The 26,158-nt window shown below is 63.6% G+C and carries 23 protein-coding genes; 15 read left to right on the top strand and 8 right to left on the bottom strand.

Features of this window, described 5'->3' with window-relative positions; genetic code table 11:
• Positions 1 to 127: 127 nt before the first annotated feature.
• A complete protein-coding gene (gene rplS / locus G8E10_RS10185; protein WP_092930834.1) occupies positions 128 to 691 on the top strand; it encodes a 50S ribosomal protein L19 in 564 nt (187 codons plus the stop codon).
• Positions 692 to 773: 82 nt separating this feature from the next.
• Here rplS and G8E10_RS10180 read toward each other — a convergent pair whose 3' ends face one another.
• The gene (locus G8E10_RS10180) at positions 774 to 1,283 is read right to left on the bottom strand and encodes a nuclear transport factor 2 family protein (RefSeq protein WP_167128496.1); all 510 of its coding nucleotides are present in this window, start codon (positions 1,281 to 1,283) and stop codon (positions 774 to 776) included.
• A 307-nt stretch (positions 1,284 to 1,590) separates the two neighbouring features.
• Between G8E10_RS10180 and G8E10_RS10175 the strand changes: the two genes are divergently transcribed.
• Together G8E10_RS10175 and G8E10_RS10170 are read left to right on the top strand one after the other, a co-directional pair.
• Positions 1,591 to 2,388, top strand: coding sequence for a transporter substrate-binding domain-containing protein (locus G8E10_RS10175; RefSeq protein WP_110801032.1), 798 nt, complete (start codon positions 1,591 to 1,593; stop codon positions 2,386 to 2,388).
• 30 nt (positions 2,389 to 2,418) lie between these two features.
• Positions 2,419 to 3,300 carry an amino acid ABC transporter permease gene (locus G8E10_RS10170; RefSeq protein ID WP_110801031.1) on the top strand — a complete coding sequence of 294 codons (882 nt, stop codon included), beginning with the start codon at positions 2,419 to 2,421 and terminating at the stop codon, positions 3,298 to 3,300.
• 37 nt (positions 3,301 to 3,337) lie between these two features.
• Here G8E10_RS10170 and G8E10_RS10165 read toward each other — a convergent pair whose 3' ends face one another.
• A complete protein-coding gene (locus G8E10_RS10165) occupies positions 3,338 to 5,239 on the bottom strand; it encodes a CASTOR/POLLUX-related putative ion channel (RefSeq protein ID WP_167128493.1) in 1,902 nt (633 codons plus the stop codon).
• Positions 5,240 to 5,626: 387 nt separating this feature from the next.
• Here G8E10_RS10165 and leuC point away from each other — a divergent pair, with 387 nt between their 5' ends.
• Positions 5,627 to 7,036 (top strand): 3-isopropylmalate dehydratase large subunit, encoded by a 1,410-nt coding sequence (gene leuC, locus G8E10_RS10160; RefSeq protein ID WP_167128490.1) that lies wholly within the window; start codon positions 5,627 to 5,629, stop codon positions 7,034 to 7,036.
• An 84-nt stretch (positions 7,037 to 7,120) separates the two neighbouring features.
• Here the strand turns inward: leuC and G8E10_RS10155 are convergent, their stop codons facing one another.
• On the bottom strand, positions 7,121 to 8,215 hold the full coding sequence (locus tag G8E10_RS10155; protein WP_132448714.1) for a TraB/GumN family protein: 1,095 nt from the start codon (positions 8,213 to 8,215) through the stop codon (positions 7,121 to 7,123).
• A 93-nt stretch (positions 8,216 to 8,308) separates the two neighbouring features.
• The gene (locus tag G8E10_RS10150; protein WP_167128487.1) at positions 8,309 to 9,244 is read right to left on the bottom strand and encodes a tyrosine recombinase XerC; all 936 of its coding nucleotides are present in this window, start codon (positions 9,242 to 9,244) and stop codon (positions 8,309 to 8,311) included.
• 139 nt (positions 9,245 to 9,383) lie between these two features.
• On the opposite strand from G8E10_RS10150, the gene G8E10_RS10145 reads away from it, so the two are divergent.
• From G8E10_RS10145 to G8E10_RS10105, 9 genes are all read left to right on the top strand, one after another.
• A complete protein-coding gene (locus G8E10_RS10145; protein ID WP_167128484.1) occupies positions 9,384 to 10,352 on the top strand; it encodes a GNAT family N-acetyltransferase in 969 nt (322 codons plus the stop codon).
• Between the two features lie 61 nt (positions 10,353 to 10,413).
• Entirely contained in the window at positions 10,414 to 12,630 is a 2,217-nt protein-coding gene (locus G8E10_RS10140) for a primosomal protein N' (RefSeq protein ID WP_167128482.1), read from the top strand.
• 97 nt (positions 12,631 to 12,727) lie between these two features.
• The gene (locus G8E10_RS10135; RefSeq protein ID WP_167128479.1) at positions 12,728 to 13,114 is read left to right on the top strand and encodes an AGROH133_08824 family phage infection protein; all 387 of its coding nucleotides are present in this window, start codon (positions 12,728 to 12,730) and stop codon (positions 13,112 to 13,114) included.
• A 255-nt stretch (positions 13,115 to 13,369) separates the two neighbouring features.
• A complete protein-coding gene (locus G8E10_RS10130) occupies positions 13,370 to 13,930 on the top strand; it encodes a F0F1 ATP synthase subunit delta (RefSeq protein WP_110735712.1) in 561 nt (186 codons plus the stop codon).
• Positions 13,930 to 15,459 (top strand): F0F1 ATP synthase subunit alpha, encoded by a 1,530-nt coding sequence (gene atpA, locus G8E10_RS10125; protein WP_110729871.1) that lies wholly within the window; start codon positions 13,930 to 13,932, stop codon positions 15,457 to 15,459. The genes G8E10_RS10130 and atpA overlap by 1 nt, the downstream gene beginning before the upstream one ends.
• Positions 15,460 to 15,508: 49 nt before the next feature.
• On the top strand, positions 15,509 to 16,390 hold the full coding sequence (locus tag G8E10_RS10120; protein WP_110729872.1) for a F0F1 ATP synthase subunit gamma: 882 nt from the start codon (positions 15,509 to 15,511) through the stop codon (positions 16,388 to 16,390).
• A 23-nt stretch (positions 16,391 to 16,413) separates the two neighbouring features.
• Positions 16,414 to 17,874: a F0F1 ATP synthase subunit beta gene (gene atpD, locus G8E10_RS10115; protein ID WP_110729873.1), complete on the top strand. Its 1,461-nt coding sequence runs from the start codon at positions 16,414 to 16,416 to the stop codon at positions 17,872 to 17,874.
• Positions 17,875 to 17,974: 100 nt separating this feature from the next.
• Complete coding sequence (locus G8E10_RS10110) at positions 17,975 to 18,379, top strand: F0F1 ATP synthase subunit epsilon (RefSeq protein ID WP_132664767.1); 405 nt, start codon at positions 17,975 to 17,977, stop codon at positions 18,377 to 18,379.
• 239 nt (positions 18,380 to 18,618) lie between these two features.
• Positions 18,619 to 20,046, top strand: a complete 1,428-nt coding sequence (locus G8E10_RS10105; RefSeq protein ID WP_167128476.1) for a mannose-1-phosphate guanylyltransferase/mannose-6-phosphate isomerase — start codon at positions 18,619 to 18,621, stop codon at positions 20,044 to 20,046.
• A gap of 15 nt (positions 20,047 to 20,061) precedes the next feature.
• On the opposite strand, the gene G8E10_RS10100 is transcribed toward G8E10_RS10105, so the two are convergent.
• Entirely contained in the window at positions 20,062 to 21,192 is a 1,131-nt protein-coding gene (locus tag G8E10_RS10100) for a saccharopine dehydrogenase family protein (protein WP_343289716.1), read from the bottom strand.
• A gap of 89 nt (positions 21,193 to 21,281) precedes the next feature.
• Between G8E10_RS10100 and G8E10_RS10095 the strand changes: the two genes are divergently transcribed.
• A complete protein-coding gene (locus tag G8E10_RS10095) occupies positions 21,282 to 21,713 on the top strand; it encodes an Lrp/AsnC family transcriptional regulator (RefSeq protein ID WP_167128471.1) in 432 nt (143 codons plus the stop codon).
• A gap of 97 nt (positions 21,714 to 21,810) precedes the next feature.
• On the opposite strand, the gene ppa is transcribed toward G8E10_RS10095, so the two are convergent.
• Both ppa and G8E10_RS10085 read right to left on the bottom strand, forming a co-directional pair.
• A complete protein-coding gene (ppa, locus tag G8E10_RS10090) occupies positions 21,811 to 22,344 on the bottom strand; it encodes an inorganic diphosphatase (RefSeq protein WP_092930802.1) in 534 nt (177 codons plus the stop codon).
• Positions 22,345 to 22,496: 152 nt separating this feature from the next.
• Positions 22,497 to 23,003, bottom strand: a complete 507-nt coding sequence (locus G8E10_RS10085; protein WP_110801023.1) for a GNAT family N-acetyltransferase — start codon at positions 23,001 to 23,003, stop codon at positions 22,497 to 22,499.
• 457 nt (positions 23,004 to 23,460) lie between these two features.
• Between G8E10_RS10085 and G8E10_RS10080 the strand changes: the two genes are divergently transcribed.
• Positions 23,461 to 24,327 (top strand): RNA polymerase factor sigma-32, encoded by an 867-nt coding sequence (locus G8E10_RS10080; protein ID WP_092930798.1) that lies wholly within the window; start codon positions 23,461 to 23,463, stop codon positions 24,325 to 24,327.
• A gap of 76 nt (positions 24,328 to 24,403) precedes the next feature.
• On the opposite strand, the gene G8E10_RS10075 is transcribed toward G8E10_RS10080, so the two are convergent.
• A complete protein-coding gene (locus tag G8E10_RS10075; protein WP_245292319.1) occupies positions 24,404 to 25,924 on the bottom strand; it encodes a M48 family metalloprotease in 1,521 nt (506 codons plus the stop codon).
• Positions 25,925 to 26,158 lie beyond the last annotated feature (234 nt).

Below are 26,158 nucleotides of genomic sequence, written 5' to 3'. Positions count from 1 at the left end.
TGCCCGCGACCGTCAACAAAGAATGGTGTACCCGCCGTCGCTCTTCACCGGAAGAGACCTGTCCAGAGGCATAGCCGAAAGACACACTGGCGCTCTGACTGTTTAAGAAGAAAGCATGGTTAAACCGATGAACATCATCCAGCAGCTGGAAGCCGAACAGGCCGCCAAGATCGAAGCCAAGCGTACCCTCCCGGAATTTTCGGCAGGCGACACGCTCCGCGTCAACGTACGCGTGACGGAAGGGACCCGTACCCGCGTGCAGGCCTATGAAGGCGTCTGCATCGCCCGTTCGGGTGGCGGCATCAACGAGAGCTTCACCGTTCGCAAGATCTCCTACGGCGAAGGCGTCGAGCGCGTATTCCCGGTCTACTCGCCGATGGTCGAAAGCGTCGAAATCGTTCGCCGCGGTAAGGTCCGTCGCGCCAAGCTCTACTACCTGCGCGATCGTCGCGGCAAGTCGGCCCGTATCGTCGAGAACACCGGCACGCGCGCCCGCAAGCTGAACGACACGGCGCGCCAGTCGGCTGCCGAGGAAAAGGCCCGTCTGGAAGCTGAAAAGGTCGCAGCAGCCCAGGCGCTCGCCGCCGAAAAGGCAGCAGCAGAAGCCGCAGCCGCTGAGGCAGCCGCCGCCAAGGCCGCTGAAGAAGCCGCCGCTGCAAAGGCTGCCGAAGACGCAAAGTCCGCAGAATAAGATCTTCGGATCATTCCCATTCGAAAAAGCCGCCGGTGCGAACCGGCGGCTTTTTCATGTTCGGGAAGCGGGATAAACCGGCTCAGTCCTTCGTTGCCGGGTCCCAGTGCTCGTCGGCCTTGCCGTCCTTGATGCGCCATGTGTCGAACCATGTGGTGGTGTAGTTCTTCGACGGGTCCTTTTCGTCCTTGACCTCGCGCACATAGCCGACGGTGACGAGATCGCCTTCCGCCGTGACGAAGGCGATCGGCGTCTTCATCTTCTCGGGGATCGGCGAGGGTTCGCGCTTCAGAACCTGTGTGAAATAGGCGACGACGCCGGCGCGACCCGACGCTGCATTCGGATTGTGCTGGAGATAGCGTTCCGTCAGGTACTGGTCGGCCTTGTCCCAGTGGTTGGCTTCCAGCAGGTCCCTGACGATGCCGAGGGCAACCTGCTTGTTGGCGTTCAACTGAGGATCCGGGCTGGTGAACAGCGCTTCCGCATCGGGCACAGCCACCACGGCTTCCTGCGCCTGCGATGGGACTGCCGTCAGAAGCGATCCGAGCGAGAGCGAGATGGCGAGGAGAGCGGGTGCGAGTGTGTGTTTCATGACGTATTCCTTCCAAAAGACCGTTCGTCGAGTGAGCATCGTGGCCCTTGCCGAAAAATTGTAGGGACAAGCCGGGGGATGGGAAAGGAGGCAGGTTTTTCGCCGATAGGGCTGAAAACAGAACCATGACAGGTCGGACGTCGCCTGGACGGCAACCGTTTTGCGGAAGACGCGGGAACGGCGATCCATTTCCTCCTCCGCTTGCGCACTGGTTACGCCGTCGAAACGCCCTTACCATACGCTCGGCTCTTGCCGTTCGGGCAAGTTTCGTGACAGTCTCGCGCGTCACACGCCAGGAGCCTGCCTCATGTTTTCCCGCCGCCATGTTCTCGCCGGTCTGACCGTTCTTGCTCTTCTGCCGATGAACGCCGTTGCGGCCGATCTTCCCGATCTCGGCGGACGCGAGATCGTCGTGGTGACGGAGAATGCCTATCCGCCGCTGCAGTTCATCGACCCGAAAACCGGCCAGGCCGCGGGCTGGGAGTATGATGCGGTGGGAGAGATCGCCAAGCGGCTGAACGCCAAGGTGACCTATCGCAATACCAGCTGGGATGCGATGATCCAGTCCGTTTCCGACGGGCAGTACGACATGGGCATGACCGGGATTACCATCAAGGAAGAGCGCAAGGAGAAGGTGGACTTCTCCGATCCCTATATGCGCTCCGAACAGTTCATGCTGGTGCGCGGCGATGAGAGCCGGTTTACGGACGGCAAGTCCTTCGCCGCGCTCTCCGAGGGTCTCGTTGGCGCCCAGCCGGGAACGACGCCGTTCTATACCGCCATCTACGAAGTGCTGGATGGCAACGAGCAGAACCCGCGCGTAAAGCTGTTCGAGACGTTCGGTGCGACGGTGCAGGCGCTGAAGGCCGGCGACGTCGATGTGGTGCTGACGGACGGTACGGCCGGCAAGGGCTATGTGGATACGTCCGATGGCGGGCTGAAGCTGATCGGCGGGCCCCTCGGCACCGAGGATTTCGGCTTCATCTTCCCCAAGGGCTCCAAGCTCGTCGCGCCCGTGAATGCGGCCATTGCGGCGTTGAAGGCCGATGGCACGCTGGAAACGCTGAACCGCAAGTGGTTCGTCGATTTCAAGATGGGCGAGTAAGGCAGCGGCTGATCGGACACGCAGCCCGCCATGCCGCTTCGTCCATTAGATCCGTCGTCGCAATCCTCTCCGAGCGAAGCACCCCTTCCCCATGACCGCCCGCAGGCTGGCAGGGGTGCCGCCGCGCGGGAGCTGCCCTGGTGGCTGATCGTGCTGGGTGCGATCGCCGTCGGTCTCGCCATTCTCATCGCCGTCAACGATCTCTATTCCCGCGTTTTCACCGTGGTTGCCGCCGGCATCGGCGTGACGATCTTCGTCACCATCGTCGGTTTCGCCCTTGCCACGCTCCTGGGGCTCGGCGTGGCGCTGATGGCGCTGTCGCGCAGTCCGGTGCTGCGTCAGGTCGCCCGGTTCTACACGGAGGTGATCCGCGGCATTCCTGTGCTCGTGCTGCTGTTCTACATCGCCTTCGTCGGCACGCCGGGGCTCGTTTGGTTGATCAATCTCGCCCTGACGCCGCTGATCTCCGCCGGCGCGATGGAGCCGATGCTGGTGCGCGACCTGTCCCTGATGTGGCGGGCGATCATCGCGCTCACCATCGGCTATTCCGCCTTCATCGCCGAGGTTTTTCGCGCGGGTATTCAGTCGGTGGATCGGGGCCAGGTGGAGGCGGCGGAGGCGCTGGGGCTCAACCGGTTCCAGCGGTTCCGGCTCGTGGTCTTTCCCCAGGCCATCCGCACCATCCTGCCGCCGCTCGGCAATGATTTTATCGCGATGATCAAGGACTCGTCGCTCGTCTCCGTGCTCGGCGTGCAGGACATCACCCAGATGGGCAAGGTCTATGCCGCCGGCTCCTTCCGCTTCTTCGAGACCTACTCGATCGTCGCCTATATCTATCTTCTTCTGACCATCGGCCTGTCGCTGGCGCTGCGCGGGCTGGAGAAGCGCCTGCGACGCGGGCATCGCGGGTAAGGGCCGGCTGGGTATCCGTCGCGCGCGAGCGCTGGTATCAGTCGCGCGCGAGAATGATCAACTTGTCCCCGGCCTCGTACTGCACCGCCTCTCCCTTGGCGGGATTGACCACGACACCGCCAAGACCCCTCTCGTCGCGCACGGCCGCGCCCACTTTGCTGTAGCCGAGCGCCACTTCGCCACGCATCAGGGCGGCCAGCGTGATCGTGTAGAAGTTCACCGGGTGGTCGATGGCGATGTAGTCGGTGACGGCGCGCATGTAGATTTCCGAGCCGTCCTCGTCGAGAAGCTCGTCGAAGATATCCGCCATCAGCTCGTTTTCCGAGGCCTGCGCCAGCATGAGGCTGACGAGCTTGTTGCTGACGACGAAATCGTCGGCGCGGGTGACAGCGGCGAGATCGCGGTTGCGCACGTCGATCATCTCGCTGACGATGCCGATATGGGTGTTTGCGGCCTCCGCGATCTTGCGCAGCTGCAGCAGCGTCACGAGCGTCGCCGTATCGGCCGGCTGTGCGGCCAGGTGGTCGCTATAGCCGAGCACCAGCACATGATCGAAGGCGGGCACATCGAGCGCATCGAGGGCTGCGCGGTTGCTGGTGTCGATCACACGGCACTCTACCGACAGGTTCTCCTTCAGATACGGCATGGCCGCGACCTCGTCGAGAAGCTCCGGCGTGTCGGCGGCGATCATCAGGCGGGAGCCGGGCGCGACGTAGCGTGACAGCTCCTGGGTGATGATGGGCCCCCGGCGGTTCCAGCCGAGCAGAAGCGTGGTTTCCGCCCGGCGCGTGACCTTTGGGCGCGGGCGGATGACCTCGCGATCGACGGTGAAGTCGCCCGTGCGCAGGCGGATGGTGTCGTCGTCCTCGGCAATCAGGATGGCACGCTCGCCCGCGGCGATCACATGGTCCCGCGCCGGGTTCAGATGCACCTTTCCGTCGGTGGTGCCGATGCCGATCAGGGTGGAGGTGTCGTAGGCCATGACGGCGGCGCCGAAGGATTTGCCCACAAGGTCGGGCTGTTCGAGCGCGTAGATCTCCGAACCGTCGAAATCGAGCAGCTCGGTATAAACGCCGCTGAGGCCGGACTGGCGGCTGGAGCTGACGACGATGCGGGAAATGAGCTCGTCGGCCAGGACCAGCTGCAATTCGCTGCCGCCGACGATGCGCGCGACCTCGGCATTGGCGGCATTGCGGATCTCCGCGGCGATGCGGTAGCGCTCCGGGCGGCGTGACGGGTCGTTCACGAGCGCGAGGATCGTCTTGATGACCTGCGAATCGGCATAGTCGCCCTCCGGCGACAGGACCACGATGGCGCGGGAGGCCTGGGGATTGACGATGTTGATGTCGTGCAGATCGGTCGGGTCGCCGCTGCGGCAGATGATGCGGGTGTTGCCGAGATCGGGGATCTTGTCGGCGATCTCGTCCTCCATCTCCACCTTGTCCTTGCCCGCCATGATGACGATGCGTGGACGCCGACGGCTGCGGTTGGCGATGACGAGTTCGGAGATCACGTCGAAGATCGACGGCGACCAGTTGAAGATGATCGTGTGGTCCTTCTCCAGCACATGGGAGCGCCCCTTGCGAAGCTCGTCCAGCTTCTCGTCGAGACCGGAGGAGAGCACGCCGATCAGCGCGGAGAAGACGAAGATGCCGGCGACGGTGACGGCCAGCGAGATGCCGCGGAAGCTCCAGCCGACATCGCCGCCCATGGCGCCCGCATCCATCGTGCGCATCAGCGATTCCCACGCGCCTTCGATAAAGGACACGGGCTCGCCGCCATCCTGCGCGATGCCGCTGATGGCCAGCAGCAGTCCGGCGAGCACGATGACGATCAGCGAGATGACCGCCAGCCAGCCGATCAGCGCGATCGGCCCGGCCGCCATGCTCTTGTCGAATTGATAGCGCGCGCGGTCCCGCCACGTGATCGGTCGTGTCATGATGTCCCCCCAGGTCCGCCTGATGACGGACGTCTCCGGCGTCTCAAACTTTCGGCCGGTTGGCAAGCGAAGCATGAGAGAATCGTTCAATACCGTAAAGATCGCCGCGTTGCGGAGCGTCGGTTGCGCCCGGGCGAAACTTGCAGTCTTGCTTGGAAACTGCTATTTGAGGCGTCATGGAATCCAAGTTCGGATGTCGCGCGCAGAATGTCGTCGTGCTGCAGGATCACAAGCGCCTGCCAGCACGTTTTTATGCGCGCGTCTCCGGGGCGCTCAACAGCCGACTTCGATAGATCTTGAGGGGCTCGTGCCCCGGCTTTTGAAGCCTGATCCCGCCGGTGGCCAGCCGGATTTTTCCGATTTCTTCTTTCCAATGGATGACACGCCATGAGCGCACCACGGACCCTCTACGACAAGATCTGGGACGACCACGTCGTCGATCAGCAGGATGACGGCACCTGTCTTCTCTATATCGACCGCCACCTCGTCCATGAAGTGACGAGCCCCCAGGCGTTCGAAGGCCTGCGTCTGACGAACCGTCAGGTGCGCGCTCCGCAGAAGACGCTCGCCGTCGTCGATCACAACGTGCCGACCTCGCCGGATCGCCATCTCGGCATCAAGAACGAGGAAAGCCGCATTCAGGTGGAGGCGCTCGCCCAGAACGCGGCCGATTTCGGCGTCGAATATTACTCGGCCTCCGACAAGCGCCAGGGCATCGTCCACATCGTCGGGCCGGAGCAGGGCTTCACCCTGCCAGGCATGACCATCGTCTGCGGTGACAGCCACACCTCCACGCACGGCGCCTTCGGCGCGCTGGCGCACGGCATCGGCACGTCCGAGGTCGAGCACGTGCTCGCGACCCAGACGCTGATCCAGAAGAAGGCGAAGAACATGCTGGTGCGCGTCGATGGGCAGCTGCCCGACGGCGTGACGGCGAAGGACATCATCCTCGCGATCATCGGCGAAATCGGCACGGCCGGTGGCACGGGTCACGTCATCGAGTTTGCGGGCGAAGCCATCCGCGCGCTGTCGATGGAAGGCCGCATGACGATCTGCAACATGACGATCGAAGGCGGCGCCCGCGCCGGCCTCATCGCGCCGGACGAGAAGACCTTCGAATACATCAAGGGCAAGCCGCGCTCTCCGCAGGGCGAAGCGCTGGAGCAGGCGATTGCCTACTGGAAGACGCTGAACACCGAGGAAGGCGCGCATTTCGACCGCGTCGTCGTGCTGAACGCTGCCGAGCTGCCGCCGATCGTCTCCTGGGGCTCGTCGCCGGAAGACGTCATCTCGGTTCAGGGCGTGGTTCCCAATCCGGATGAGATCCAGGACGAGAACAAGCGCGTCTCCAAGTGGCGTGCGCTCGACTACATGGGCCTGAAGCCGGGCACGAAGATCACCGACATCGCGGTCGATCGCGTGTTCATCGGCTCCTGCACCAATGGCCGTATCGAGGACCTGCGCGAAGTCGCCAAGGTCGTCGAAGGCCGGACGGTGGCGTCGACCGTCTCCGCAATGATCGTGCCCGGTTCCGGCCTCGTCAAGGAACAGGCGGAAGCCGAAGGCCTCGACGTCATCTTCAAGGCGGCCGGTTTCGACTGGCGCGAACCGGGCTGCTCCATGTGCCTGGCCATGAACGACGACCGGCTGAAGCCGGGCGAGCGTTGCGCTTCCACCTCCAACCGCAACTTCGAAGGCCGTCAGGGCTTCAAGGGCCGCACGCACCTGGTTTCCCCGGCCATGGCGGCTGCGGCGGCAGTGGAAGGTCACTTCGTCGATATCCGCACCTGGCAGTAAGCCGGGTCGTCTACCAGTCTCAAGCATAGACAAGCGCCGCTTCCGGTTTCCGGAGGCGGCGCTTTCGTTCGTCCGACAGGGGGTTCAGGGCATGACGGTGAGCGTGAAGCCGTCCTTGCGGAGAAGCTCGACCACGCCTTCCGGGCCCGGCAGGTGCAGGGCGCCGACCGCCATGAAGACGTTGCCGGCATCGAGGCTCGGACGGGCACGCGTCGCCATGACATGGTTGCGATCGGTGACGATGCGCTGCTCGAAGGCGACGGATTGCTGTTCCATGTCGCCGCCTCCGATGATGTGCGAGGCGGCCTTCAGCATGGGCATGATGGTGGCGATCCGGCCTTCGAGATACAGGTCCGTGGTGGTCTCCATGGCATCCTCGACGGCCGTTCCGAGTTTGAGCATGTCCACCAGCGACGAAATGTGAAAGGCGATCGGCAGGTCGTCGAGCGCGCGGATCTGCTCGACGATGGTCTCCAGACCCTTGAGGGTCTTTCCCTGCGATACGGCGTCCCGCGCCAGCTTCTGGTCGAGAAAGAGGGCCCCGCCGGCTTTCCGGCTCAGTTCGCAAGGCGGCAGAGAGACGAAGCTTGCGATCATCCACGGCTTCATGCGGGCGACGGCTGGCAGGGGCAGGCCGCGGGCTTTCAGGCCTTCGGTCAGGATCGCCTTCTGGTCTGCATCGAGATAGCTTTCGATCGTGCTGCCATCGGTGAACATGGTGAGGCTCGGGTCCGAAAACAGCGCTATCTGGGCCTTCTTCTCGTCGAGGACCTCGTCCGATTCGACGATGACCGTCGCGGCACCTGCGAAGGCCTCGGGCGCACCCTCCGGCATGGCGAGCACGCGCGGGTCGGTGACGTGCATGGTTCCCAGAAGGTAGGAAGCGGGAATGCCCGGCTTCTCGATCTTCCAGAACTTGCCCGTCCCGTTGACCACGAGCGCGGCTTCGGCCTCGACGCTCTTGACGCTGCCCGGGTCGGACTTTTCCCAGCTTTCGAGCAGGTTCACACCGTTGCAGGCGATCTCTTGCGCCTGGGCGCGGCCGATGCTGAAAAAGGCGGCGACGAGTGCTGCGAGAAGGATGACGGGGAGGAGTGCCGCGAGGGAGACGAGGTTGTCGACAAGGGAGCGGGCAAGATGTGTCGGAAGGGGGCGTCTCGTCGGGGTCGTCGCGGGCACGGGTCGTCCTTTCCTTCACGGTTCCCGTCACCCTAGCGGCGGAGACGTCACGAGCGGATTAAGGTGCATGGTTAATGCCGTTTTGGCTTTGTCTCACGCGCGTGGATGGGCGCGATCGTAGATATCCAGCAGGCGGGCGGAATCGACGCCGGTATAGATCTGGGTGCTCGACAGGCTGGCATGGCCGAGCAGTTCCTGAATGGTGCGCAGATCGCCGCCGCCGGCCAGCAGATGCGTTGCGAAGGAGTGCCGCAGGGCATGGGGCGTCGCCGTATCGGGCAGGCCCAGCGCCCCGCGCAGGCGCTGCATCTCGCGCTGGATGATCGCCGGCTGCAGGACGCCGCCTTTCGCACCGCGGAAGATCAGGTCGTTGCCCTCAGCCGCATAGGGGCAGAGCGCGAGATAGCGGTGCACGGCATCGAGCGCAGGCGCGATCAGCGGCACGATGCGGGTCTTGCCGCCCTTGCCGGTGACGCGCAGCGCGCGCGGAGTCCCCGCGACATCGTCGGCGGTCAGGCCGAGCGCTTCGGAAATGCGCAGGCCGCAGCCATAGAGCAGCGTCAGCACGGCCTCGTTGCGGGTGGCGATCCAGGGCTCCTCGCTCAGTTGGGCATCGCTTGCGACTACGGCCAGCGCATCCCGATCGGTCAGCGGCTTCGGCAGGGATTTTGGCTGCTTGGGGGATCGAATCGCGCCGGCGCCGGCCGCGTTGACCAGCCCCTTGCGCTCCAGATGGCGCAGGAAGGACCGCAGCCCGGCAAGCCCGCGTCCGAGCGTGCGGGCACCCGCGCCATCGCGTCGGCGGGTGGCGAGGAAACCGCGCAGGTCGCCCGGCCGCAGCGCCTTGATGTCCGACAGTTTTGGAGGGCCGGCGAGGTGGCCCGTGAGGAAGGCGAGGAACTGGCGCGTATCGCGCTCATAGGCCTCGACCGTCTTGTCTGACAGCCGCCGCTCGTTCGACAGCGCCTTCAGCCACGCTTCTCGCTCAGCCATCAGCACGGCATCGCCGATCACCAGAAACGCATTCATGTCGAAGCCCTTGCCTGCCGAGGAAACATCAAGTCTGGGCGCACACCTCTTGCCGAATTGCTAACGTCCTCTTGGAATCCGTCATCGCTCAATCATATTCATTTGCCATAGGTGAGCGAGATGCGGCGGCGGGACGACAATGACCAGACAGGGCTCGGCAGGCGGTTTCTCTCAGTTCGCGGAAGCGGTGTCGCTCGTCTCCCAGGGGCAGCCCGGCCATATCGTGGATACGCTGATCGCCGAGCGCGGACAGCGCATCGTCCACCACCCGCTCTGGCCCGTCATGCGGCCGGCGCTCTACACGCTGCTGAACTACCGCAAGGCGCTGGAATTTGCGAACGGCGTCGCCAACCTGCCGGGTTTCCAGGCCTTCCAGTATCTCAGCGACACGCTATCGCTCGACATTCGTGTGGCGCATGAAGAACGGATTCCGCGCAACGGCGGGTTCCTGCTCGTCAGCAACCACCCAACCGGCATTGCCGACGGTGTCGCGGTGTTCGACCTGTTGAAGGCACGCCGGCCGGACATGATGTTCTTTGCCAACCGGGATGCGATCCGCGTCAATCCGCGGTTCGTGGAGATGGTCATCCCGGTGGAATGGCGCGACGAGCACAAAAGCAAGCTGAAGGCGCGCGAGACGCTGCAGGTGACGAACCGCGCGATCGCCGAGGGAAAGGCCACTGTGCTGTTTCCCTCGGGCCGTATCGCCTACTGGGCGGACGGGCGGCTGAACGAGCGCCCCTGGAAGACCTCCGTCGTCGGCTTCGCCCGCAAGCACAACCTCGCCATCCTGCCGGTGCATATGCAGGCCCGCAATTCCGGCCTGTTCTACTGGCTGGCGAAATGGTCGACCGAGCTGCGCGACATGACGGTGTTCCACGAGCTGCTCAACAAGAAGGGCAACGTCTTCGACATGACCGTCGGCCATCTCATTCCGCCCGACGCACTGGACGGGGATACGGCCGAGGTGACCCGCGCGCTGGAGCGGCATACGGTGACGGATCTGGCGCGCGACGGTGATGCCGTGTTCCAGCCCCTGAAGCCTGTAAAGGCTGCCGTCGATAGCCCGACCATCGCAGGCCGGCTAACCGCCCCGGCCGAGATCTGAAAACGGGCGCTGAACGGCGGCCTCTTTCCTTTCGGCGCCCACGGGAGCAATGTCCGCCGCGATGACGGGCGATTCGATTGATCTGTTCGGGGACAAGGCTTGCCCCGAGGCGCCGGGCAGGGTCGTGCCGGTTCTGGTGCCCATGCCCGCGGACAAGGCCTATTCCTATCGGGTGCCGGACGGCATGGCGATCCAGCCGGGTTCGATCGTGCAGGTGCCGCTCGGGCCGCGACAGGTCGCGGGCGTCGTCTGGGATACGACCGACGGGCCGGCCGTCGATCCGAAGAAGCTGAAATCCATTACACAGGTCTTCGATTGCCCGCCGCTATCACAGGATATGCGCGCTTTTCTCGACTGGGTCGCCGCCTACACGCTGTCGCCGCCCGGGCTGGTGGCGCGCATGGCGCTGCGCGTGCCTGCGGCGTTCGATCCCGAGCCGATGGTGGAGGGGCTGCGGCTGACCGACCGGCGCCCGGACCGGATGACGCCGGCGCGGACGCGTGTGGTGGAAACGGCGGCCGACGGTCTCTTCTGGACGCGCTCGGGCCTTGCGCATGCCGCCGGCGTCTCGACCAGCGTGGTGGAAGGCCTGCGGTCCCAAGGCGTGTTCGAGACCGCCTTCATGCCGCCGCCGCCCGTGGTGGCCGCGCCCGACGCGGACTATGCCGTGACCGAGCTGGAGGAGATCCAGCGCGAGGCGGCGGATACGCTGATCGCGTCGGCGGCGCAAAAGACATTCTCCGTCTCGCTGATCGACGGCGTGACGGGGTCCGGCAAAACGGAGGTCTATTTCGAGGCCATCGCCGAAACCTTGCGGCAGGGCCGGCAGGTGCTGATCCTCCTGCCGGAAATCGCTCTGACGGCCGCCTTCCTCGATCGATTCGAGAAGCGCTTCGGCGCAAAGCCTGCGGAATGGCATTCGGATCTCGCGCCCCGCACCCGCGAAAAGGTGTGGCGGCAGGTGACCGAAGGCGGCGTGCGGGTGGTGGCCGGTGCGCGTTCGGCGTTGTTCCTGCCGTTCGAGGATCTCGGCCTCATCATCGTCGATGAAGAGCACGACCCCGCCTACAAGCAGGAAGACCGCGTGTTCTACAATGCGCGCGACATGGCGGTGGTGCGGGCAAGGCTCGGCGATTTTCCTGTCGTGCTGGTCTCGGCGACGCCATCGGTGGAAAGCCGGGTCAATGGCGAGGTCGGGCGCTACCGGCCCATCCATCTGCGCACCCGCTTCGGGGCCGCCGCCATGCCGGATCTCGGCCTGATCGATATGCGCCGGCACCCGCCGGAGCGCGGCGGCTTCCTGTCGCCGGTGCTGCTTTCGGCCATCGGTAAGGCGGTGGAGAAGGGCGAGCAGGCGCTGCTCTTCCTCAACCGGCGAGGCTATGCGCCGCTGACGCTCTGCCGCGTCTGCGGACATCGCTTCCAGTGCCCCAACTGTTCGAGCTGGCTTGTCGAACACCGGTTCCGCAACCAGATCCAGTGCCATCATTGCGGTTATGCCGAGCGCACGCCGGAGGCCTGCCCGGAATGCGGCACGTTCGATCATCTCGTCGCCTGCGGGCCCGGCGTGGAGCGGATCGCCGAGGAGGTGGATCGGCATTTTCCGCAAGCGCGTACCATCGTGCTGTCCTCCGACCTGATGGGCGTGAAGCGCCTGCGGCTGGAACTCGAGGCTATCGCCAAGGGGGAGGCCGATATCGTCGTGGGCACGCAGCTCGTCGCGAAAGGCCATAATTTTCCAATGATGACCTGCGTCGGCATCGTGGACGCGGATATCGGACTGGCCAATGGCGACCCCCGGGCGGCCGAGAGGACGTTCCAGCTCTTGAGCCAGGTGACGGGGCGCGCCGGGCGAACGGGGCTGAAGAGCCGCGGGCTGTTGCAGACCTACCAGCCGCAGCATCCGGTGATGCAGGCGATCGTCTCCGGCGATGCCGAGGCGTTTTACGAGCGCGAGATCGGCGAACGCGAGCGGGCGGTGCTGCCGCCGTTCGGGCGGCTTGCCTCCGTCATTGTCTCCGCCGACACGCGGACTGACGCGGAGACGCATGCGCGCGGCCTTCGTCAGGCCGCACCCCAGGTTTCCGGCATCACCGTGCTCGGACCTGCCGAAGCGGCGCTGGCAGTCGTTCGCGGACGCCATCGGTTCCGGCTTCTCGTCCACGGCCGGCGCAACAGCGACATGCAGGCCTTCATGCGGGCCATGATCGCGGCCGGACCCAAAGTGCGCGGTTCGGTATCGGTCCAGCTCGATATCGATCCGCAAAGTTTCCTCTGAGGCTGGTCGAGAGCGATTCCCTTCCGCGCCCACTTGCTCTAAATCTTCGCAAAGTCGGCACTATGCCGGACGATGACAGGCGCATGGGATCGCGGCGATGGATCTGTATATACCGACCGAGACCGGCGAGTTCCTCGCCTTCCTCAGCGCCGTGGCGACCTGCGTCATGGGGCTGTTCTTCCTCTTCGCACCGGGCCTCTCGTTCCGGGCCGTGGGGCTTTCGCTGCGGGAAGGCCGGCGCGGCGGCTATGCCGAGGCGCGCTCGACGCTCGGCGGCTTTCCGCTCGGTCTCGGCCTCGCCGCGATCGTGCTCGCCCAGCCCATGGTCTATCTCGCGCTCGGCTCGGCCTTCGCACTCGCCGCTTTCGGGCGCATCCTGTCGATGCTGTCGGATCAAGGTAACACGCTCGTGAACTGGCTCTTTGTTCTCGTGCAAATGGTGCTGGCCATCCTGCCATTGGCCTATGTTTTCGGCTTCCTGTAAGGTCGAGACCCCGCTTTACACCTCGCCGAGGCCATCACACTCCCGCTTTTGGGCAGAATTTGGCCCAAGGTTCGTGCAATCGCTCCCCTCGCGTGTTGCGAGTCCAATTTTCCTATGCTAGACGAACCGCGACTTCGTGGGGGAGCCGGGCCTGTCAGGCCAGGATGTCCTTGAGGATATAGCAACAAATTCAATGTGTTCGGTTTTCGGTTCGTCCGAAGATCGCTCTTGGATCATAGCAAGAGAAGCGCGCTCGTGGCAAAAACGTCCGACCATATTTCCGGTGTTGCAGAAAGATACGCGTCGTCGCTTTTCGATCTGGCGCAGGAAGCCGGCTCGGTCGAAAACGTGCAGGCCGATCTCGATCGTTTTCAGGCGATGATCGACGACAGCGCCGATCTCAAGCGCCTCATCCTCAGCCCGGTCTTTTCGGCTGAAGACCAGTTCAAGGCGATCTCCGCGATTGCCGAAAAAGCCGGTCTCACCGGTCTCGTGGGCAACTTCCTCAAGGTCGTCGCCCGCAACCGCCGTCTCTTCGCCGTCCCGGGCATCGTCCGGTCGTACCGCGAGACGGCCGCCCGCCATCGTGGCGAAGTTTCTGCCGAGGTCACCTCGGCTCATGCGCTGAGCGATCAGCAGCAGACTGAATTGAAGGCGGCGCTCAAGGGCGTCACCGGCAAAGAGGTGGCGATCAACGTCACCGTCGATCCGTCTATTCTCGGTGGTTTGATCGTCAAGGTCGGGTCCCGCCAAATTGACACTTCCCTTCGCACAAAGCTCTCGAGCCTTAAGCTTGCACTGAAAGAGGTCGGCTGATGGATATCCGCGCCGCGGAAATTTCCGCAATTCTCAAAGATCAGATCAAAAACTTCGGCCAAGAGGCTGAGGTCTCCGAAGTCGGCCAGGTTCTGTCCGTCGGTGACGGCATCGCCCGCGTTTACGGTCTCGACAACGTCCAGGCGGGCGAAATGGTCGAGTTTCCCGGCGGCGTGCGCGGCATGGCGCTCAACCTCGAAGCCGACAATGTCGGCGTCGTCATCTTCGGCTCGGACCGGGCCATCAAGGAAGGCGACACCGTCAAGCGGACCGGCGCCATCGTGGACGTTCCGGTCGGTCCCGAGCTGCTCGGCCGCGTGGTCGATGCTCTCGGCAACCCGATCGACGGCAAGGGCCCGATCAACGCAACGCGCCGCTCGCGCGTCGACGTGAAGGCTCCTGGCATCATTCCGCGCAAGTCGGTGCATGAGCCGATGTCGACCGGCCTCAAGGCCATCGATGCCCTCATCCCCGTCGGCCGCGGCCAGCGCGAGCTCGTCATCGGCGACCGCCAGACCGGCAAGACCGCGATCATTCTCGACGCGATCCTGAACCAGAAGGCCATTCACGACAGCGGCCCGGAAAGCGAAAAGCTTTTCTGCGTCTACGTCGCCATCGGCCAGAAGCGCTCGACCGTTGCGCAGTTCGTCAAGGTGCTCGAAGAGCGCGGCGCCCTGCAGTACTCGATCATCGTTGCCGCTACGGCCTCCGACCCGGCTCCGATGCAGTATCTCGCACCGTTCGCCGGCTGCGCGATGGGCGAATACTTCCGCGACAACGGCATGCACGCGCTGATCGGCTATGACGATCTGTCCAAGCAGGCCGTTTCCTACCGCCAGATGTCGCTGCTGCTGCGCCGTCCGCCGGGCCGCGAAGCCTATCCGGGCGACGTGTTCTATCTGCATTCGCGCCTTCTCGAGCGCGCTGCCAAGCTTTCGGACGAAAAGGGCGCCGGTTCGCTGACCGCTCTCCCCGTCATCGAAACGCAGGGCAACGACGTTTCGGCGTTCATTCCGACCAACGTGATCTCGATCACCGACGGCCAGATCTTCCTCGAAACCGACCTGTTCTACCAGGGCATCCGCCCGGCCGTGAATGTCGGCCTCTCGGTCTCGCGCGTCGGCTCCGCCGCGCAGGTCAAGGCGATGAAGCAGGTTGCCGGTTCGATCAAGGGTGAGCTTGCGCAGTACCGCGAAATGGCGGCCTTCGCACAGTTCGGCTCGGACCTCGATGCCTCGACGCAGCGCCTGCTGAACCGCGGTGCGCGCCTGACCGAACTTCTGAAGCAGCCGCAGTTCTCGCCGCTGAAGACGGAAGAACAGGTTGCGGTGATCTTTGCCGGCGTTAACGGCTACCTCGACAAGATCGCCGTCAACAAGGTCGGTCCTTTCGAGCAGGGTCTGCTATCCTACATGCGCTCCGAAGGTAAGGGCGTGCTCGACACGATCCGCACCGAAAAGGCGATTTCGGACGACACCAAGGCGAAGCTGAAGGCGGCTATCGACGCTTTCGCGAAGACCTTTTCCTGATCGTCTGCTCAAAGACGCACCCGCAGACGCTACCTAGGACGGATACTGGATGCCTTCTCTTAAGGATCTGAAGAACCGGATCGCCTCCGTCAAGGCGACGCAGAAGATCACCAGGGCGATGAAAATGGTCGCCGCGGCGAAGCTTCGGCGTGCGCAGGAGGCGGCCGAGGCCGCCCGGCCGTACTCGCAGCGGATGAGCATCGTCCTGTCGAACATCGCTCAGGCGGTCGGCACGGACGATAGCGCGCCCCTGCTGATGACGGGCACCGGTCGCGACAAGACGCATCTCCTGGTCGTCTGCACGGCGGAACGTGGTCTTTGCGGGGGCTTCAACAGCCAGATCGCGCGTTTTGCGCGCGATCACATCCGCAAGCTGCTGGCCGACGGCAAGACGGTCAAGATCATCTGCGTCGGCAAGAAGGGCTACGACATCCTTCGCCGCGAATTCGCGTCGCTGATCATCGACCGCGTCGATCTGCGCGAGGTCAAGAAGATCGGCTTCGAGAATGCCGATCAGATCGGCAAGAAGGTCATCGGCCTGTTTGAAAAGGGCGAGTTCGACGTCTGCACCCTGTTCTACTCCGAATTCAAGTCGGTGATCAGCCAGGTTCCGACGGCGCTGCAGCTCATCCCTGCCGCCGTGCCCGCAGCAGCATCGGCTGATACCGGTTCTGCTGCTATCTACGAATACGAGCCGGATGCGGGCGAGATCCTGAGCGACCTCATTCCGCGCAATATTTCGGTCCAGGTGTTCCGGGCACTGCTCGAGAACGTCGCGGGCGAAATGGGCGCGAAGATGAGCGCGATGGACAATGCCACGCGCAATGCCGGTGAGATGATCAACAAGCTGACGCTGAGCTACAACCGCCAGCGCCAGGCTCAGATCACCAAGGAACTCATCGAGATCATTTCGGGCGCGGAAGCGCTCTAAGGTTAGGACAAGAGGGTAAGAACATGGCTGATACAGCGACCCCGAACTACATCGCAGCGACGACCGCTGCCGTCGGCCGCGTCACGCAGGTTATCGGCGCTGTCGTCGACGTTGCTTTCGAAGAAGGCCAGCTGCCTTCGATCCTGAACGCGCTCGAAACCGATAATAACGGTTCGCGCCTGGTTCTCGAAGTGGCCCAGCACCTCGGCGAAAACGCCGTTCGCACCATCGCGATGGACTCGACCGAAGGTCTCGTCCGTGGCCAGAAGGTGTCGGACACCGGCGCCCCGATCACGGTTCCCGTCGGTCTGGAAACGCTCGGCCGCATCATGAACGTCATCGGCGAGCCGGTCGACGAAGCCGGTCCGCTGATCACGTCGGGCAAGCGCTCCATTCACCAGGAAGCGCCGTCCTATGTCGAGCAGTCGACGGAAGCACAGATCCTCGTCACCGGCATCAAGGTCGTCGATCTGCTCGCGCCTTACGCTCGTGGCGGCAAGATCGGCCTGTTCGGCGGCGCCGGCGTGGGGAAGACGGTTCTGATCATGGAATTGATCAACAACGTCGCCAAGGCGCATGGCGGTTACTCGGTGTTTGCCGGTGTCGGCGAGCGCACGCGCGAAGGTAACGACCTCTATCACGAAATGATCGAGTCGGGCGTGAACAAGCATGGCGGCGGCGAAGGCTCGAAGGCCGCGCTCGTCTACGGCCAGATGAACGAACCGCCGGGCGCACGCGCTCGCGTGGCTCTGACGGGTCTGACCATCGCCGAACAGTTCCGCGACGAAGGTCAGGACGTTCTGTTCTTCGTGGACAACATCTTCCGCTTCACGCAGGCCGGTTCCGAAGTGTCCGCTCTGCTTGGCCGTATCCCGTCGGCCGTTGGCTATCAGCCGACGCTCGCAACGGACATGGGCCAGATGCAGGAACGCATCACGACCACGACCAAGGGTTCGATCACCTCGGTTCAGGCCATCTACGTTCCCGCCGACGACTTGACCGACCCGGCGCCTGCAACCTCGTTCGCCCACCTGGACGCAACGACGGTTCTGTCGCGCTCGATCGCCGAAAAGGGCATCTACCCGGCCGTGGATCCGCTCGACTCGACCTCGCGCATGCTCGACCCGATGGTTGTCGGCGAAGAGCATTATGAAGTTGCCCGTAAGGTGCAGACGACTTTGCAGCGCTACAAGTCGCTTCAGGACATCATCGCCATCCTGGGCATGGACGAACTGTCGGAAGACGACAAGCTGTCGGTCGCCCGCGCCCGCAAGATCGAGCGCTTCCTGTCGCAGCCGTTCTTCGTGGCCGAAGTCTTCACCGGTGCGCCGGGCAAGCTGGTCGCTCTCGAAGACACGATCAAGGGCTTCAAGGGCCTCGTCAACGGCGAATATGACCATCTCCCGGAAGCCGCCTTCTACATGGTCGGCTCGATGGACGAAGCCGTTGAAAAGGCCAAGCGCCTGGCTGCTGAAGCCGCTTAATCGAAGCGAATAGCGAATAGGGAGTAGCGAATAGGGATAGGTGAATATTTGCGGGATGGTTTTCTCAACCTGTTCGCTATTCGCTATTCGCTGAATTGATATGGCTGATTTCAAACTCGAGCTCGTTTCCCCGGAGCGTCTGCTGCTTTCCGAGCAGGTCAGCGAAGTCGTCATTCCGGCAACGGAAGGCGAGATGACCATCATGGCCAATCACGCACCGACCATGACGACGATCAAGCCGGGCGTCATCACCGTGAAAACGGCGAGCGGCGAGACGAACCGCTATGTCGTGTTCGGCGGCTTCGCCGACATCCTGCCGACCGGCTGCACCGTTCTTGCCGAGTCGGCCGTGCCGGTCAGCGAATTCGATGTCGCGCTCGTAGAGCGCCGGATCGAGGCGGCCCGTGCCGAACTCGACCAGCCGCATCACGGCGACGAGCACCGCACGAAGATCGAAAACTTCCTCTCCGAGCTCACGCAGCTCAACGAGACGGTCTCGGGCTGACCGAGACGACGAAAACCGGCTTCGGCCGGTTTTTTTATGTCCCTATTCCGGCCATCGGGAATGGGCATATGTTACGCCTGTCTGTCACCTTAGGCAGACGGACGATGGACATCCGTTTTAACAGCAATTTATACCTCCGTTAGCGCTTGTCGAACGCGCTCGAGCGAGCAGGCATCCAACGGGTTGCGACAATGCTTGCACGCAAGCTCAATGCCGCGGAGGCAGGGAAGGACATGGTAATGGCTGCAAAGATCGTCCCGGTGATCATGGCCGGCGGCAAGGGAACGCGGCTGTGGCCGCTGTCCCGCTCGACCGCCCCGAAGCAGTTCCTGCAGTTCCTCAGCGAGCACTCGCTGTTCCAGAAGACGTTGCAGCGCGTCTCGGATCCGGAGATTTACGAGCCCGCCGTTATCGTGACCAATGCCGAGTTCCGCTTCATCGTCGCGGAACAGGCGCAGGCCGTCGGCGCGCGTCTGTCCTCGATCCTCTTGGAGCCGGTTGCGCGCAACACGGCGCCGGCACTGGCGGCTGCAGCCTTCGTCGTGGCCCGCGACCATGGCGACGAAGCCATCATTCAGGTGCTGGCTTCCGACCACGAAATCGATGCGAACGAGACCTATAACGATTGCATCCGGCTTGCGCGCAATACGGCGGCGGCTGGCATGCTGGTTACCTTCGGCATTACACCGACCGAGCCGGCAACGGGCTATGGCTATATCGAGACGGGTGAGGAGCTTGCCGGGGGTGCCCGGACGGTTGCGCGATTTGTCGAGAAGCCGGACCGGGAGAAGGCCGAGGCGCTGCTGGCAACGGGCCGCTATCTCTGGAATTCCGGCATGTTCATGCTGCCGATCCGCCTTTTCCTCGCCGATCTCGCAAAGTTCGCACCAGAGGTGCACGCCAGCGCGCGCGCGGCCGTCGATGCTTCGCGACGCGATCTGGATTTCGAGCGGCTGGATGCGGAGGCCTTTTCGCAGGCGCCGGATATTTCGGTCGATTACGCGGTGTTCGAACGCACGGCCCATGCGGCCGTCGTTCCCTCGTCTTTCCCCTGGTCGGATCTCGGCAGCTGGGACTCGGTCTGGGCCGTTGGCGAGAAGGATGCGGCTGGCAACGTCGTTGGCCAGAAGGCCAGTGTTTCGGATACCCGCAATTCGCTGGTTCTCTCGCGCGACATTCATGTGTCCGTCCATGGCCTTGACGATATCGCCGTCATTGCCAGCGAGGATGCGGTATATGTCGGCCGTCTTGCCGACAGCCAGAACGTTGGCCAGATCGTCAAGGCACTCGCACGCTCGGAGGCGACCCGCAGCCTGACGGAGGTTCATCCGACCTCTTACAAGCCATGGGGCTCGGTCTCCTCGGTGCTCAGCGGCGAGAGATTCGAGGTCAAGCGGTTGTCGATCGCACCCGGGCGCAAGATCTCGCTGCAGAAGCACTTCCACCGCTCGGAGCACTGGGTGGTGGTGAAAGGGACGGCGGAGGTGACGCTGGGCGACGAGACGCGGCTTCTCAACGAAAACGAGTCCATCTATGTACCGCAGGGCGTCACCCATCGGCTTGCCAACCCGGGCAAGATCCCGCTGGAGCTCATCGAGGTCCAGACGGGGTCCTATCTCTCCGACGACGATACGGTTCGCCTGGACGACGAGTTCGGCCGGCTCTGAGGCCGGCCTGGCAATTTAGCCTGCAAGCTTCTCGGTGAAGCGGCTGTCGGCATAGTGGCGGCCGAAGCGGTTTGCGAGGAAGGCGTCGAGGGCGATGTCTTCCTGGCGGATAAACCCCGAGGCGGGCAGGTCGCCGGCTGCGAGCATGTCGAGCACGGCGCAGATGCTGGCGGCCGTCGTGATCTGGATCGCGCTCATCATGCGGCCGGCAACGACGCCACTATAAATCTTGTTCGCATAGGTCTCTTGAACGAGCCGCCCGTCGCGATGGCCGGACACGGTGACGAAGACGATGACCACATCCTGGGTGGTTGCCGGCAGCGCGTTCTCCAGAATGTCCTTCAGTACCTCCCGGCGGTGGCGCAGACCGAGATCGTTGAGAAGCGCCTTCATGATCGCGGCATGGCCGGGATAGCGGATTGTGCGGTAGTTCAGCGTCCGCACGCGCCCGGCGAGGGTCTCGCAGAGCGTGCCGAGACCGCCCGAGGTGTTGAACGCCTCGTAGGTGACGCCATCGAGCGAGAATTCCTCGCGCTCCTCCAGCGCCGGCACCGCCGTCAGGCGCCCCTCGACGATGGCTTCGCAGGGCTCGATATATTCGTTGATGACACCGTCCGTGCTCCAGGTCAGGTTGTAGTTGAGCGCGTTGGATGGGTATTGCGGCAGGGCGCCGACGCGCATGCGCACGCTGTCGAGCGTGTCGAAGCGGGCGGCGAGATCCTGCGCAACGATAGAGATGAAGCCCGGTGCAAGGCCGCATTGCGGAATGAAGGCACTCGTCGCCTCCTCCGCCAGCCTCTTGACCTGGCGCGTGGATTCGACGTCTTCCGTGAGATCCAGATAGTGGACACCGCAGCGTGCTGCGGACGCGGCGATTTCGACCGTGAGGTGGAAGGGTGCGGCACTGAGGACGGCGAAGGCGCCCGTCAGCAAGGCGTCCATCGCGGTGGCGTCGGCGATATCGACGGTTCTGACCGACAGCGCGGGATGCGTTCCGAGCCGCGTCAACTGCTCCTCGCTCCGGTCGGCCACGATGACGGCATAGTCGCCGGAGGTCGCGAGCAGATGTGCGATGGTGGCGCCGATCTTGCCGGCTCCGATGACGATGATGGTCTTCATGCTGTTCCCCTTCTCGAATTTCCGCACAGCATGCACCGGGGCGGTGTTGTCCAGAAGCGCCGATCCGTGCAAAAGAACGCATCACATTCGGCATTTCGCCGAGGGGATTGGTCGATATGAGCATCACCGACAGCGACCGCAGCCTTCTCGCGCTGCTCAGCGAGAATGCGCGCATGCCGACGGCCGTGCTGGCGCGAAAGCTCGGGCTCTCGCGGACCACCGTGCAGGCACGGCTGGAGCGGCTGGAGCGGGACGGGGTGATCACCGGCTATGGTGTGCGCCTCTCCAGCGACTACGAGCGCGGGCTGGTGCGGGCGCATATCCTCATCACGCTTGCGGCTAGGGCGTTGCCACGGGTGACGCGCGATCTGGAAGCGATGCAGGCGGTGCGCATCGTCTATTCTGTCAGCGGCAGCTTCGACCTGATCGCCATCGTCGAGGCGGCGTCGATCAGCGCGCTCGACCTCGTGATCGACCGGATCGGGACGATCGAGGGGGTGGAGAAGACCTTGTCGTCGATCGTGCTCTCGACGCGGATCAGTCGCTGACACGATATCGTGGCTTCCGGCTGCAGCCTGAAATCCCGCATGAAAAAAGCCGCGTCCCGTGCAGGACGCGGCTTTCGAAATGTCGATACGGCAGACCTTACTTGACGGTCTTTGCGCGCTCGATCGCTTCGACGATCAGTTGGCGGGCGACGGTCGCGTCCTTCCAGCCGAAGATCTTGACCCACTTGCCGGGCTCCAGATCCTTGTAGTGTTCGAAGAAGTGCTCGATCTGCTGCAGCGTGATTTCCGGCAGGTCGGTATATTCCTTGACCTTGTCGTAACGCTTGGTCAGGTGCGCGCTCGGCACGGCGATGATCTTTTCATCCTTGCCGGAATTGTCTTCCATCATCATCACGCCGATCGGGCGGACGTTGATGACACAGCCGGGGACGAGCGGTCGCGTGCTGGCGATCAGGACGTCGATCGGGTCGCCATCGTCGGACAGCGTATGCGGTACGAAGCCGTAATTGCCCGGATAGGTCATGGGCGTGTAGAGAAAGCGGTCGACGACGAGCGTGCCGGCTTCCTTGTCCATCTCGTACTTGATCGGATGGCCGCCAACGGGAACCTCCACGATGACATTGATGTCTTCCGGGGGGTTCTTTCCGATCGAGATTGCGTCAATACGCATGAAGCCTCCATGCTCCTGAAGTGGGACTGACGTCCGATAAAGCCAAACCTGCCGTTGTGCAATATCAGCGGCGGTCTGAAGCGTTCATTTGTAGGCAAAGAGGTTAAAGAGCGACCCTTTTATCGATTTTAGAGCTTTGTCGGCAGTGCGCGTCAGCTCCAGACGTAGCCGATCTTCTTCAAGCTCTTTCCGCCGAAATCCTCCATGCCTTCGCAGGCGTCGCGGCCGCCGGCATTGCGGAAGAAGCGATCGGCCTGCGCGCTGTCCTCCAGGCACCAGACGACGAGGCCGCGGCAGCCGAGCGATTTCAAGAGGCTGCTCGCCTCGCCGAAGAGGATGCGGCCAAGGCCGATGCCCTGATATTCCGGGCGGAAATAGATCTCGTAGACCTCGCCTTCCTGCGGCAAAGCGCGGGAACGGGACAGACCGAGCGTTGCATAGCCGGCAATGACGCCGGCGACTTCGATGATGAGAAGCGTGGAGGGTCCGCCGGTTGCCTTGCGCCACCAGTTCGCATTGCGGCGATCGACCATCTCGTTCAGCGGGCGATGGGGGATCAGGCCGGAATAGGTGTGCAGCCAGGAAAGACGGTGAACCTGCGAGATTTCGGCGGCGTCTCTCGGCAGGCCGGGGCGCACTTCGATGGACAATGTCTTCATATTGCGCGTGTCGACCCTGTCCGTCCCATCTTCGTCACACCGTGGCATCATGCCCGGCAGAGACGAAATTAACGGTATTTTAACGAGATCGGCAAGCGCGAATTCGCGCCGCACACAGAAGCATTGCTTAGGATGATGACCTGTCAAAGGCGAGAGGAGCAGTTCACGAGGGGTGTCCGTTGCCCCGATTTCCGGTGCGCGCTCACAAATTAGCTTCGACGCGGCACATCAGCGTTGGCGGGCGGAACTTTTGTGAAAAGCAGGCGTTATGAAACGTCCGATCGACTGGCCAAGCGCCCGGTTGGGCCCAGATCGAACCGATGTCCATCCGCTTGGCGTCGTCTCATACAACAGAATTAGGGCGTCTCGATTGCAGGTCAAGTCTTTCACCCTCGCAATACCGTCTCCCGAAGCTCAAGCCCGGAGGCACGGTCGCGTGCCCGTCATGGAGTAGCCGATGAAAAATCTTTCTGCAGACAGGCGCATGATCAAGATTGCCATGGCGGCTCCGTATCTGGAGCGGGGCGAGGAGCAGCTTCTGGCGCAGGCCTGGAAGGACAATCAGGATCAGGACGCGCGCAACAAGATCGCCATGGCGCATATGCGTCTCGTCATCTCCATGGCCGCGAAGTTCCGGCACTTCGGCCTGCCGATGAGCGATCTGGTCCAGGAGGGCCATATCGGTCTTCTGGAAGCGGCCGCCCGTTTCGAGCCCAGCCGCGATGTTCGCTTCTCGACCTACGCGACATGGTGGATCCGCGCCTCCATGCAGGATTACGTCCTGCGCAACTGGTCGATCGTCCGCGGCGGGACCTCTTCGGCCCAGAAGGCGCTCTTCTTCAATCTGCGGCGCCTGCGTGCCAAGCTTGCCCAGGGCAACAGCCAGCTGACGGCTCGTGCGGTGCATGAAGAAATCGCCTCGGCCCTCGGTGTCAGCCTTGCGGACGTGCAGACGATGGATGCCCGCCTCTCCGGCAGCGACTCCTCGTTGCAGGCTCCCATCTCTTCGGGTGATGCCGACAGCGGCGAACGCCTTGACCTTCTGGCCTGTGCTGCCCCCCTTCCGGACGAGCAGGTCACCGACATGATCGATCAGGAACGTCGCAAGAACTGGCTCGGCCACGCGCTGGAGCAGCTGAATGATCGCGAAATGAAGATCATCCGCGCCCGCCGCCTCTCGGAAGACAGCGCGACGCTCGAAGAACTCGGCGCCGATCTCGGAATTTCCAAGGAACGCGTCCGCCAGATCGAGACGCGTGCTCTGGAAAAGCTGAAGGTGGCTCTCGTTGCACAGGCTCCCGAGCTGGCGCTGACGGCGCACTGAGGTCGGTCAACGACAGACGCACACGAAAAAGCCCGCCACACCGGCGGGCTTTTTCGTGTCTGCCTTGGAGATTGGTCTACTCCGAGATGATCTTGATGCGGTCGCCGGGCTTGATGGTCGAGGTGATCTGCAGGGCGTTGATCAGGCGAAAGAGATCGAGCTTGCGGTCGGTGCCCATCATGCGGGCGGACAAGGTCGCGAGCGTATCTCCGGGACCGACTGTGATCACGCGGATGCGGAGCGGCTTCAGGGCTGCGGCCTCCTGCGGGCTCATGCGACGGAAGGATTTGCGCAGAACGTCGGCCGTCGGCTCCAGCGACGGCATGCCCTTGGGCACGGCTGTGAGGAACCGGTAGATCTGGGTATCGATGCGCAGCACCGTCACGTCGAAATCCCAGCGCTCGGCGGAGGCGCGCGCGGTCGCGGCTTCCAGACCGTTGATGGTGATGGCGTGGATCGTTTCGGGCTGCAGGCCGGTCACCCAGCCGCTCGCGATATAGTCGGTCAGGCTGCGACGCTGGGTGTCGGCCACGCCATCGAAGCGGATAGCGATCTCGCCGGGGCCGGTGGCGAGCACCGCTTCCGCCTTGTTGTCGATCTGGAAGCCTGCCGGCACGTCGAAGCGAATGCCGAGCTTGCCATGCAGGAACGTTTGTCCGCGGACATAGCCCTCCTGCGGGCTGTCGCCATAGAGCAGGCCGTCGATGCCATCGAGAAAATAGTCGCGGCCACGGTCGCCCGTCGTGCCCTCGGGGCCGAAGGCGCGCGCATGGCGACGGGCGAGTTCAACGCGCTGCGGCGCGTTCGGGTGGCTCGACAGGAAGTCCATGCTCTGGTCGGTGTCCGGATCGACGGAGGAGAACCGGCTATAGGCGGCCATGGCATCGAGAAAGCGTGCCGCGGCATAGGGGTCGTAGCCCGCTTCGCCCAGCATGCGCACGCCGATCACGTCGGCCTGAAGTTCCTGATTTCGCGAGAAGGCGGCGAGCCGCAGCTTGCCGCGGGCGAGCGCCTGCTTGCCGGCGAGGTCGCTCGAGAGAACCTCCGAGACGACGCGGCTGGCAATGACTTCAGCTTCCTCGCGCTGCTGGCGCTGGATGCCGTGATTGGCGGTGACATGCGCCATTTCGTGCGAGAGCACGGCGGCGACCTCGGAGGCATCGTCGGCGAGCGCCAGCAGGCCGCGCGTGACGTAGAGATAGCCGCCGGGCAAAGCGAAGGCGTTGATCGCGGGCGAGTTCAGCAGCGTGATGCGATAGGACTGGTTGGGGTTCTCGGATACGGCCGTCAGCGCGCCGGTGATGCGGGCGACCAGCCGTTCCGTCTTCTCGTCCTTGTATTCGCCGCCGTAGCTCGCGACGATTCGCGGATGTTCGCGGGCGCCCATCTGCGCGCGGGGATCGTTCTTCTGGACTTCGTCGACGATCTGCGGCGTGGCGGAGGGGGAGACGCTCGGCTCGTAGCTCTGCTCGATGGCGCTCTGACAACCGGCGAGCGCCAGCAGAGCGAGGCCGGCGACGGACGCGCGCAGGGTGCTTGCAATGCCACGGGCCGACAGATGCCCGCCGTTCCGCTCGTTCCGCTCGTTCACCGTCATGCCTCAGCCCATGTTCGCGTCCGGCGGCGTGCCGAACGCTCTTACGGCAGTTCCGGCAGAGCCACCCCACATCCTGAGATACGTGCAATCGCCCCGTTTCCCAGAGCCCGATCTAGCCTATTCGTGCCGCTCATGCCTACTGCATAATTCCGCAAAGCCTGGCAGTTTGCGGAAAAAAGCTGCCGCTCTCTTCCGTACCGGTCCGCCCCACCGCGGGTGCCACAGGCGGACGGT

It is taken from the genome of Ferranicluibacter rubi (assembly GCF_011603255.1).
Lineage (GTDB): Bacteria > Pseudomonadota > Alphaproteobacteria > Rhizobiales > Rhizobiaceae > Ferranicluibacter > Ferranicluibacter rubi.
Note: the sequence above shows the minus strand (reverse complement) of the source record. Positions and strands in the feature narration are given on the sequence as shown.